The sequence below is a fragment of the Pandoraea iniqua genome (genome assembly GCF_902459685.1).
Lineage (GTDB): Bacteria > Pseudomonadota > Gammaproteobacteria > Burkholderiales > Burkholderiaceae > Pandoraea > Pandoraea iniqua.
Genome location: NZ_CABPSF010000003.1, coordinates 157807 through 168500 on the forward strand (window position 1 = coordinate 157807; position 10694 = coordinate 168500).

9 protein-coding genes are annotated in these 10694 nt (G+C 64.5%); 4 read left to right on the top strand and 5 right to left on the bottom strand.

Going from position 1 to position 10694, the window contains the following annotated elements; all coding sequences use genetic code 11:
• Positions 1 to 79 precede the first annotated feature (79 nt).
• The 4 genes from PIN31009_RS11915 (at position 80) to PIN31009_RS11930 (ending at position 4283) form a co-directional block, all read left to right on the top strand.
• On the top strand, positions 80 to 2377 hold the full coding sequence (locus tag PIN31009_RS11915; protein ID WP_150790390.1) for a TonB-dependent receptor: 2298 nt from the start codon (positions 80 to 82) through the stop codon (positions 2375 to 2377).
• Positions 2378 to 2442: 65 nt separating this feature from the next.
• Positions 2443 to 3114 (top strand): MotA/TolQ/ExbB proton channel family protein, encoded by a 672-nt coding sequence (locus PIN31009_RS11920; protein WP_150790391.1) that lies wholly within the window; start codon positions 2443 to 2445, stop codon positions 3112 to 3114.
• 9 nt (positions 3115 to 3123) lie between these two features.
• Positions 3124 to 3516, top strand: coding sequence for an ExbD/TolR family protein (locus PIN31009_RS11925; protein WP_150685453.1), 393 nt, complete (start codon positions 3124 to 3126; stop codon positions 3514 to 3516).
• Entirely contained in the window at positions 3513 to 4283 is a 771-nt protein-coding gene (locus tag PIN31009_RS11930) for an energy transducer TonB (protein ID WP_150790392.1), read from the top strand. Before PIN31009_RS11925 ends, PIN31009_RS11930 begins: the two co-directional genes overlap by 4 nt.
• Positions 4284 to 4298: 15 nt before the next feature.
• On the opposite strand, the gene PIN31009_RS11935 is transcribed toward PIN31009_RS11930, so the two are convergent.
• The 5 genes from PIN31009_RS11935 to PIN31009_RS11955 all read right to left on the bottom strand — a co-directional run bounded on the left by PIN31009_RS11935 (position 4299) and on the right by PIN31009_RS11955 (position 10626).
• Complete coding sequence (locus tag PIN31009_RS11935) at positions 4299 to 5000, bottom strand: 4'-phosphopantetheinyl transferase family protein (RefSeq protein WP_150790393.1); 702 nt, start codon at positions 4998 to 5000, stop codon at positions 4299 to 4301.
• Positions 5001 to 5008: 8 nt separating this feature from the next.
• Entirely contained in the window at positions 5009 to 6754 is a 1746-nt protein-coding gene (locus PIN31009_RS11940) for a cyclic peptide export ABC transporter (RefSeq protein ID WP_150790394.1), read from the bottom strand.
• 23 nt (positions 6755 to 6777) lie between these two features.
• A complete protein-coding gene (locus tag PIN31009_RS11945) occupies positions 6778 to 7599 on the bottom strand; it encodes an ATP-binding cassette domain-containing protein (protein ID WP_150790866.1) in 822 nt (273 codons plus the stop codon).
• 89 nt (positions 7600 to 7688) lie between these two features.
• On the bottom strand, positions 7689 to 9698 hold the full coding sequence (gene fhuB, locus PIN31009_RS11950) for a Fe(3+)-hydroxamate ABC transporter permease FhuB (RefSeq protein ID WP_150790395.1): 2010 nt from the start codon (positions 9696 to 9698) through the stop codon (positions 7689 to 7691).
• Complete coding sequence (locus PIN31009_RS11955; RefSeq protein ID WP_174997131.1) at positions 9691 to 10626, bottom strand: ABC transporter substrate-binding protein; 936 nt, start codon at positions 10624 to 10626, stop codon at positions 9691 to 9693. Before PIN31009_RS11955 ends, fhuB begins: the two co-directional genes overlap by 8 nt.
• Positions 10627 to 10694 lie beyond the last annotated feature (68 nt).

Genomic DNA, 10694 nt, shown 5'->3' on the forward strand with positions numbered 1-10694 from the left:
CAGCATCACGCAGCACCACGAATCAGGGCTGCCGGCCAACGTTGGCCGGCACAACTTCCAAAGAGAACGATCCCAAGCCATGAAACTCAACACGACGCGCGCACCCGGTTTCCATCGCATCGGCACGCCGCATCTGACGCTCACCGCTATCGCGTTGGCCGTGCTGGCCAGCACGGCGCAGGCCCAAACCACCGACATCGGCGATGTCTCGGCCTCCGACGTGGGCGCGCCCGTCAACGTCACGGCCGTCAAGTCGCGCAACGCACCGACCGCCGCCGCCGCGAAGGCGCTCACGCAAGCCCCGCTCGAAGCCACGTCACCCCAGACGCAGATCAGCAGCGACTACATCGCCAATCAGATCAATCCGCAGGCGGACTACGGCGCGATCCTGCGCATTGCGCCGAGCTACAGCAGCTCGTCGCCCAACGGTCTCGGCTTGTCGGAGGCCAAGAACCAGACGCTGCGGGGCTTTCCCGACGGTCAGTTCAATGTGACGTACGACGGCATTCCGTTTGGCGACACCAACGACTTCTCGCACCACACCACGTCGTACTTCCCGGCCGCCACCATCGGCAGCGTCACCATCGACCGAAGCCCGGGCAATGCCACCACGCTGGGCTATGCGACCTTCGGCGGCTCGGTGAACCTGTTCTCGCCGACCTTGAGCCCCGTGCGCAAGATCGAGTACTCGCAGACCATCGGCTCGCACGCGACGTGGCAGGAAAACCTCGGCATCACGACCGGCATCATGCCGGGGTTGCTTGACTCGAATGTCTTCCTGAACATTCAGCGCACCGACTCGAACGGCGCATTGAGCAACAGCGGCGTGCGCAACACGAACATCTTCCTGAAGGGCGTGACGCCGATCGGCAGCAACACGCTCGTGACATGGGTCTATGCGTACGACAAGATCCACTTCAACAACCCGGGCGGCGCCACGCTCAATCAGGTGGCGCAGTACGGCTACAACTACGGGCTGAACGCCGATCCGAAAAGCCCGAACTACTACGGCTATAACTATCAGGACAAGAACACCGAATTCGCCTATATCGACGTCAAACACGACTTCGACAACGGCTGGGGCCTGAGCAACAAGCTGTACACGTATTACTACTACAACCTGAGCCATGAACTGAATGGCGACAACACGTCGTCGCCGCTCTCGGCACTCAGCGCGGCCAAGCCGTTCTCTGCCGGTCAGTCGGGCACCGATATTGCGGGCGCACTGAAGCTCAACGAATACCGCACGTACGGCGATACGCTGGCGGCGACGCACACAGACGCCTATGGCACGTTCACCGGCGGCTTCTGGGTCGAACACACGCGCAACCCGCGCAATCGCTTCGCCTACGACGCGACCACCGGCCAGTCGGTCAAACAGAACGCCACCTACGGCAACACCTACTACGACATGGTCGATGAGGTGAACACGGCGCAGGCGTTCTCGCAGTACGCGTGGAAGGCGACCAACGCCCTGACCGTCACGCCGGGCATTCGCTATCAGCACTTCGAGCGCTCGCTGTCGGCCGGCGTGTTGCAGAACAACCTGCCGGGCACCTCCGCCACCAAGTCGTGGGACAGCGTGCTGCCGAGTCTGGACGTGAACTACCGCTTCACGTCGTTGTGGTCGGGCTATGCGCAGGTTTCGCGCGGTGCGCTCGGTCCGAACCTGAACACGTTGTACTCGGCCAATCCGTCGGGTAACAACAATGTGCAGCCGCAAACCTCGATGGCCTACCAGATCGGTACGGTGTTCAAGGCGGATCGATTCACGTTCAATGCCGACGCGTACCTGATCGAGTTCAGCAACTACATCACGAAGAACGGCTCGGGCGCGAATGCCACGTACTTCAACGCAGGCGGTGTGCGTTACACCGGCCTTGAAGCGGAAGGTAACGTGTTGCTCGGCAGCGGCTTCTCGTTCTACGCCAACGGTTCGCTCAACAACGCCACGTACACGCAGGACGGCACCGGCTCGCAGATCTGGAAGTCCGGCCAGCGCATCTCCTTCGTGCCGCAATACACCGCGGCCATCGCCCTCAATTTCGATCAGGGGCCGTGGCACGCGGGCATCAACACCAAGTTCGTCGGCTCGATGTATCAGGGCAGCAACGGTGCGGCGGACGGCTCGATCTACAAGGTCGGCCCCTATAGCGTGACGAGCATGATGGTCGCGCGCGACTTCACCAACCTCAGCTCGGTCCTGAAGAAGGTTCGGGTGTCGTTCGGCGTCGACAACCTGTTCGACACCCACCGCATTACCGACAACCTCGGCCCGGCCGCGACCGATACCAGCAAGGGCACCGACGCGAACCAGTTCCTCTATTACTTCGTGCCGGGCCGCAGCTTCTACGTCAACCTGCGCGCCGAAATCTGACCGATCGGCCGATCACTGGCCGCCGGTTGGCGCGGCCGGTGCGAATTTCATTGCAAGGAGATTTTATGGATCTGACTCAAATCAACCAACTGGCCATGTCGTCCGGCGGCACGCTCTATCTGATGGTCCTGCTGGCATTTGTCGGCATCACCGTGATCGTGGATCGCGGACTGCGCCTGCGTCGTACGTTCCGGGGCGGTGAGCGCATCGTGACGGCGGTCAGTGCGTTACCGATGATCGACGTTCACGATGCCGACGAACTACGCGCCGCCGCTGCGGGCTTGCCGCACGGCCGTCTGCTCGACGCTTACGCGCACAACCTCAAGCGCGTTCACGGCGGCGATATGGAAGCGGTGATCGACGAAGCCATCTATCTGGAAGTGCCGCGTGTCGATCGCGGCCTGTGGGTGCTCGACACCGTCATCACCGTCGCGCCGCTGTTGGGCCTGTTCGGCACCATCGTCGGCATGTTCCACGCGTTCGATGTGCTGGGTGCTGCGGGCGGCGATCCCACGCAGGTGACCTCCGGCGTGGCCGAAGCGCTGGTCGCGACGGCGTGCGGTCTGGCCATTGCGATGAGCCACCTGTGGTTCTTCAACGCGATGCAGGACACCGTGCGTCAGACCGTGCATCAGATGGATACACTCAAGCGCCTGCTGCTCAACCGTCACAGCGCCTCACAGCAGGCGGTTGAGCCGACGGGCGTGGTATTGCGCCACGAACGTGCCTCTGCCTGAGAGCCTGCGATGCGATATTTCGAAACGAGAAAGGCGCGCATCGAAGTCGTGCCGATGATCGACATCATGTTCTTTCTGCTGGTGTTCTTCATCATGATCACGCTCAAGATGATTCCGTCGATGGGCATGTCGGCCAAGCTGCCGGGAAGCTCGACGGCGCAGGACTTGCCTCACCCCAAGGTGCTTGTCGCTTTGCACGCTGACGGCAGCGTTGAAACCGACCAGCATCCGGTCACGCTCGACGCCCTGAGCGCCACGCTGCGTGCGCACGATCCCGCGCATACGGTGGTGACTATCGCGAGCGACAAGGCCGCCAATGTGCAGCAACTGACCCAACTGATGGACGCGTGCCGCGCGGCGGGTGTCACGCAGATCGGCATTGCTGCGAAAGAGGCGCCATGACCACGATTTATCAATCGGAAGTCGTGGGCCATTCGCAGGCTGCCAGCGGCGCACTGCCCGCCCCCGGTTTGCCATTCCCTCAAAGTCAGGGGCGCTGGCCGTGGCGGGCCATGGCGACGGCACTGGCAGTGGAGGCGATCCTGCTGGGCTTTGCGACCGGCTGGCTTTCGCGTGGCACGCCGCCGCCCGCTCGGGTAGCCGCTCCGGTGATGCTGTCGATGGTTGCGCCGGAGCCCGAGGCGGCACCTGCCGTGAAGCCGGTAGCGCCCGTGGTATCCCCCGCCAAGCCGGTCGTGCCGGTGAAGCACGCAGTGACACCAAAGCCAGTCGTGTCGCCGGTGAACAAGACTCCTCAGCCCGCCCACGAAACGACGCATGCAGAGGCGCCACCGATCAAGACGGTGGATGGCGCGGATGCTCCGCCTGCGCCATCTGCTGCCGCCGCGCCAACGCCGGCGGCATCGCCTTCGAACGTGGCACCGGGGCCGGACGACCGTTTCATCGCGAAGCTGCGCGCCGCCGTGCAAGCGGCCGTGGTTTATCCGATGGCGTTGCGGGGTATGGGGTTGGCAGCCAATATCGACGTCGAGTTTGCCTATCAGGATGGCGTGGTATCGAACGTGCACGTCTCCCGGCCCGGGCGTGTTGCAACGCTGGATCAGGCGGCCATCGCTGCCGTGCAGCACGCTGCCATGCCGTCCCCTCCGCCCAATCTGGCGGGTAAGCTGAACACGTTCAAAGTGCGGGTGATTTTTAGCGATGCATGAGGCCGTGGGGGATTGTCAGGCGTCTTGTCCCCACGCCAGACATCCCTGACACGCGGGTAGATCGTCAAACCACCGGAACCGCAGCCGGGCAGCGGCTTCGAAGCGCGGTGCTTCGATGACAACAGGTTGCTGCTCGGCGAAGTCCGCGACATCGACATGCAGGCACAGCAAGCCTTCCGTAATGCCCAGCCCGAGGGTTTTCAGGATCGCTTCCTTGGCCGTCCAGCAGCGAAGGAACGCGTCGGGTTGCGCCGCCGGTGACAAGGCCTCGATCTGCGCGCGCTCCGCGGCAGTACACACGAGCGGTGCAAGCTCGCGCCAGTCAAGCGCGCGTTGTTTCACCTCGATGTCGACGCCGACACACCGCGTCCGGGAGACGGCGATCAGCGCGCCGTTGCCCGTATGCGAGACGTTGAACGACAACGTCGACAACTCACCCGGGCGCGTTGCCAGTTCCGGACGGCCATATGGCCCCTGTGCGAAACCCACCGCCGCGGGCATCGCCCCGGTGTACTCGCCCAATAGCTCCCGCAGTACCGAACGCGTCATGGCAAAGCGATAACGGTCGACGTCATAGCGAAACCGCCCTGCCCGGGCCAGTTCGTCCGCATCGAGATAGCGATACGCATCGGGCTCACGGCGTCCGTCGAGCGCCACATGCCAGACGTCGACATCCACCGGCCAGCGCCCATTGCCCGGTAGCTGTTGTGCCCGCATCGTCCGGCTCACTCCACCGGCGCATCCACCGGCGCATTCGCAGACGCACCGACATGCGTCTCGTAGGCGAACGTGCTGCCGCTGGCTTCTTCGATGATGCGTCCCTGATGCAGGCGCACCACGCGGTCTGCCAGACCGAAATACCGGTCATCGTGCGAAATGACGATCAGCGTTTTGCCCTGACGTTTGAAGTCCGGCAGCATCTCCTGATAGAAGTAGCGGCGGAATGTCGGGTCTTGGTCGGCGGCCCATTCATCGAGCACCATCCACGGACGGTTTTCGAGATACGCATGCACCAGCGCCAGACGCTTGCGCTGACCGGCCGACAAGTCGATGGTCGAGAACGCGCCGTCGACAATGCTCACCTTGTGCGCCAGCCCCAACTGCTCGAGATAGGCCTGTGCGTGCGCCATCGTCTGGGCATCGCTCGCGACGAGATCGTCGAACAGGTGGTAATCCGAGAACACTGTCGAGAACTGCTGACGAAAGCCGTCGAGCTGTTCCGCCGGGACCGTCTTGCCGTCGACCAGCAGCTCACCTTGGCCCGGGGTGTAAAGCGAGAGCAGCGTCTTGATCAACGTGGTCTTGCCGCAGCCGTTTTCACCCACGATGAAGAGCGTCTCGCCGCGACGAATTTCGAGATCGATCGGCCCAAGCTGGAACGGCGCACTGTCGCCCGCCGCCGGGAATACGTGCGTCGCGCCGCGCAGAGCCAGCGTCTGCATCGCGGGGAATGCCGCCTCTCCCGCTGCCGGGCCGTCAAGCAGGCGCGGCTCGCGGTTACGGAACTGGCTCGTCAGCTCGGCAATGCGCTGGAACGAGACGCGCGCCTGAATCAGCGTCGGCAAGCCGCCCGCAATCATCTCGATGGGGCCGCGAATATACAGCAGCACGATCACGAAGCCGCTGACGACGCGAGAGTCCACGCCAAGCTTCGACTGAAGCAGCAGAATGAGCCCGATCACCACGAAGAACAGCATGCCGCCCATCGCGTTGGCCGCGTAGTACAGGCGCATGGCGCGGCTCTTGAGCTCGCCGATCAGATCGGCGGCACCCGACAACTGCTCGCCGTACACGCGCTGACGGCGCGCGCGATTCAGGCGCAATTCCTTGGCGCCTTCCGTAATGGCGCGGTATTGCTTCTGGAGCTCGTCCTGCGCGCCGCGTACGCCACGGTAGTGAAAGTCCCAGCGCAGCGAGGCGTAGTGGTTGATGCCAAGGCCAATGAGGATCGCCGCGAGCGCAAACAAGAACAGCAGCGGCGAGAGCACCAGCATGTAGGCCACGCAACCGAGCGCAATTGCCACGGCCGTCATGAAGCCGGGGAAGTTGAAGGTCACGGCGCTCACCGTATCGACGTCGCTGTTGAGCGTCGCGAGCAAGCGGTGAACGCGGTACCGCTCGACTTCGGCGATCGGCGCACAGACGATGCGCGCCGAGAGGTCCTTGCGCAGCGCCGCGATAATCTTCTGGCCGATCACACTGTTGCCTACGCCGGAGATCGCGTTGCCGGACAGCGTGACCGCGCACAGCACGACGAAGGTCACGATGGTCTTGCCGGTAATGCCGTCGGGCGAATGGAGGCCGTCGTTGATCGTCGCGAGCAGCCATGCCGTGGTGAGACCGGCGACGACGCCCATCACGGTGGAGAACAGGCTCATCGGCAGGAAGGGCCGGAACAGCCGGAACAACTCGTGGCCGATGCGTGTCTTGTCAGGCGAGTCTGGCGATTGACCCGTGGAACGGTCGGTCATGGCAATTTCCCCAATCGTGAAACTTAACGGACGACGCAAACCGGCTCGCCGGTCTGCGGATGCGGCATCACCACCATGGCAATGCCGTAGATGTCTTCCAACCGCTCGCTCGTCATGAGCTCGCCCGGTGTACCCCGGGCGCACAAACGCCCGCCGCGCAGCGCCACGATCTCGTCGCAGAAGCGCGCGGCCATGTTGATGTCGTGCAGCACTACCACCACACCCAGACCCCGCGTGCGCGAGAGCGACTGGACGAGCGACAGCACCTCGACCTGATGCGCAACGTCCAACGCGGCGATGGGCTCGTCGAGCAAGAGACAGTCGGCGTCCTGCGCCACGAGCATGGCGAGCCAGACGCGCTGGCGCTCGCCGCCCGAGAGCGTATCGACCAGACGATCGGCAAAGCGCGAGACGCCGGTGAGTTCCATGGCTTCGTCGACGCGCGCCAGATCCTGTGCGGAGAAGCGCCCCAGCGGTCCGTGCCACGGATAGCGTCCGAAACGCACTAACTCGCGCACGCGCAGTCCCGCTGCGGGTGGTGTGTGCTGGGGCAGATAGGCGATCTTGCGCGCCAGCGCCCTGCCTTGCCAGTCGCCCAGCGGCGTGTTCTCGAAGCGAATCTCGCCGCTGGCCGGCGCCTGCTGACGGGCCAGCAGTTTGACCAGCGTCGATTTGCCCGAGCCGTTGTGGCCGATCAATCCGATCACACGGCGCGGTGCCAGCGTGAGCGTGAGGGGGTGAAGCAACGTACGCTCGCCCGCCTTGAACGAGACGTCGCGCAGGTCGAACATCGGCGACGGCACCGCATGGGCATCGTGCTTGGGTTGTGCCGCCTGTGATGGCATGGCGGCGAATTCGGTATCTTCCATCATCGTTTCATCCGGTCTTGCGCAGTTCGATGTAATTCGGTTCGATGTGATCGTCGGCGGTCGCGTCAGGCGCGGTCCCGCCAGATCAGCATCAGGAAATACGGTCCGCCGACGAAGGTGGCCAACAGGCCCGCCGGCATCTGGTCAGGAAACAACGCGTTGCGGCCAATCCAGTCCGCCAGCACGAGCATCGCGCCACCGACGAACGCGCCGCCGAAGATCTGCGACACGGGACGTTGCAGTCCCAGCAATCTGGCGATGTGCGGCCCCATCAGCCCGACAAACGAAATCGGGCCGATGATGAGCGTGGCAGCAGCACTCAACACGGCGGCCGCCAATAACAACGCGAACCGGGAGCGTCCGACATTCACGCCGACCGACCGGGCGACGGCTTCGCCCAGCGGCAAAATGTCGAGCGCGCGGGCGGCAAACAACACCAGCGGCAGCAGCACGACCGCGATCACCAGTGCGACGGTGGCCTGCGTCGCGCCCACGCCGTAGGTGGAGCCGGCCATCCACGCGAGCATCATCGCCATGCGCGGATCGCCGCTGGCCATCATCAGGGACGCAAGCCCACTGAAGACCGTGCTGATGCCAATGCCCGTCAGGATCAGACGTTCAGGCGAAAAGCCACTGCGCCGCGCCAAGAGAAACATGGCCCCCAGCGCCGCAAACGCGCCGGCCGACGCGGCGGCAAGCTGCATCGCCTGAGACGGCGAATTCACCGCGAACAACAGCACGATGAGCCCGAGCGATGCGCCCGACGAGATGCCCAGCACTTCGGGGCTGGCCATCGGGTTCGCCGTCAGACGCTGAATCAGAATGCCCGCCACCGACAGCATGGCGCCCGCGGCCAGTGCCCCGACCACGCGCGGTATGCGCAGCGACCGCAGGCGGCCGAGCGACTCGAAAGTGTCCAGCCGCCAGCCCGATAAACCGCGCGAGACGAGAATGGCCGCCACGGTCATCACAACAAGCAAGAGCAAGGCGCCGATTACGGCGACCCATAGATTGCGTTGTGCACGCTGCACCACCGGCCCCTCATGACGATGCACATGCGCGCTGTCATGCAGTTGCGGCAGGAGCCACAACAACAGCGGTGCCCCCAGTAGCGCCGTGGCGATACCGGTCGGAATCTCCGGCATCCACAGGCCGAGCCATTGCACGATCTGATCGGCAAGCCACAGCAACAAAGCACCGATGACGGCCCCCCACGCGAGGCGTCGTCCGAGCGTGCGGGCCCCGGCAAGGCGCGCAAGCGCCGGTCCGGCGAGCCCCACGAAGCCGATGACGCCCAGCGCGCTCACGATCCATGCGCACAGCAAAGTGCCGACGAACAGCGCCCCCAGCCGCAACCAGCGCAGGGACACGCCGAGCGCGCGCGACGCGTCGTCGCCGACGGCCATCACCGACAGCGGCCGCACCAGCAATGCGGCGGCCACGGCACCCAGCGCGACGCGTGGCAACAACTGCTCGGCGATGGTCCAGCTGTTCTGGTTGAGTGCGCCCGATTGCCAGACGAAAACGCCAAGCAGCCCTTCATGGAAGAACAACGACAGCACCGAGCCGATGGACCCGGCACACAACGTGACGACCAGACCGCAGAGAATGAGCACCAGCGGCGAGAGCGAGTGCGCCCACGCGATCACGAATACCAGCGCGAACGCAGCGACCGCACCGCCCAGTGCGACGGCGTCGCGATGTTCGATCAACAGCGACGGAAACCACAACGTCGTGACCGTCATGGCGAGGTTGGCGCCGGCGGCAACGCCCAACGTCGTCGGTTCGGCGAGCGGATTGCGCAATACGTGCTGGAACAGGCCGCCCGCGAGCGACAGCGCGACGCCCGCCAGCAGCGATACGGCAAGACGGGGGGCAAACGAATACTCGATCACCACGCGCTTCATGTCGTCGGGATCGGCACCGGGCAGCAAGCCGCGCCAGCCGGTGGCCGGCAACGCGTTGCGCAGGTTGAGCCACGTAAGCCCCAGCGCAAGGACAAAGAGGAGCAGAACGAACGACAGCGGCGACTTCTCGCGCGGTGGCATCGGGGTCGGGATGACCATGCTAGACATGACGGAAGTCCTCCCGGCGGATGAGCCCGTCAAGTCCGCGCAACAGTGTCGTCGCCGACGGATACGAATTGAACAGATCGATGAGCGGTATCCGATAAACACGCCCTGCCCGCACAGACGCTAGTCGGTTCCAGAACGGGCTGACGGCGAGTTGGCGTAACGCGGCCGTCGTCGACGCGCCGAAATCCACCACGACGATGTCGGCGTCCGGCGCTTCCGCCAGTAGCTCGACGCCACCGACACTGAACCCGTACTCGTTGGTGCTGCGCGTCCACGCGTTGCGCAGGCCAACCCGCGTCATCACGTCCCACATGATGCTGTTGCGGCCATACGCGACCATTGACCGGCCGCCATCGTTGAGTGTCACCAGATAGGTCTGACGTTGCGCCGGACGGCCGCTCGCCGCCAGCGTTCTGGCGACCTCGGCCATGCGCGCTTCGACTTGCGCGATATAGGCGGCCGCTTGTTCCTCGCGGCCAGTCATGCGCGCCAGCGTGCGCAGCCCGTCGGCTGCACGGTCGAGGGCACCAGTCGCCCCCGTGAAGATGTCGAGATGGGTGACCGGCGCGACCACGCCCATACGCTCGCGAGCGATCTGCGGTGTGGTCACGGTGACGCACCAGTTGATGCCCAGCTCGATCATCAGTTCGAGGTTCGGCTCGATCGGGTCGCCGCTGTTGACGATGTTCATCCCCGGCGGCATGCGCGGCTCGGCACCCATCGAATCGTAAAACGCGCGGTCGGCTCCTGCGACAGGCTCGATACCCAGCGCGAGCAGCGACGACACGGCGCCGCGATCGGGCGCAAGAATACGTAACGAGGACGCAGGCGACGCGGACGCCGCTATTGGGCGTCCGGCCGCGTGGACCCAAGGGCCGGCACCCGCCAACAAGGCAGCTGCGCCGGCACAAAAACTACGACGTTTCATGCAACTTTCCAGTGGTTCTTGTCCGCGCGCGACGTTCGGTAAGACCGGCGCGAGCGGTAATGTCATTG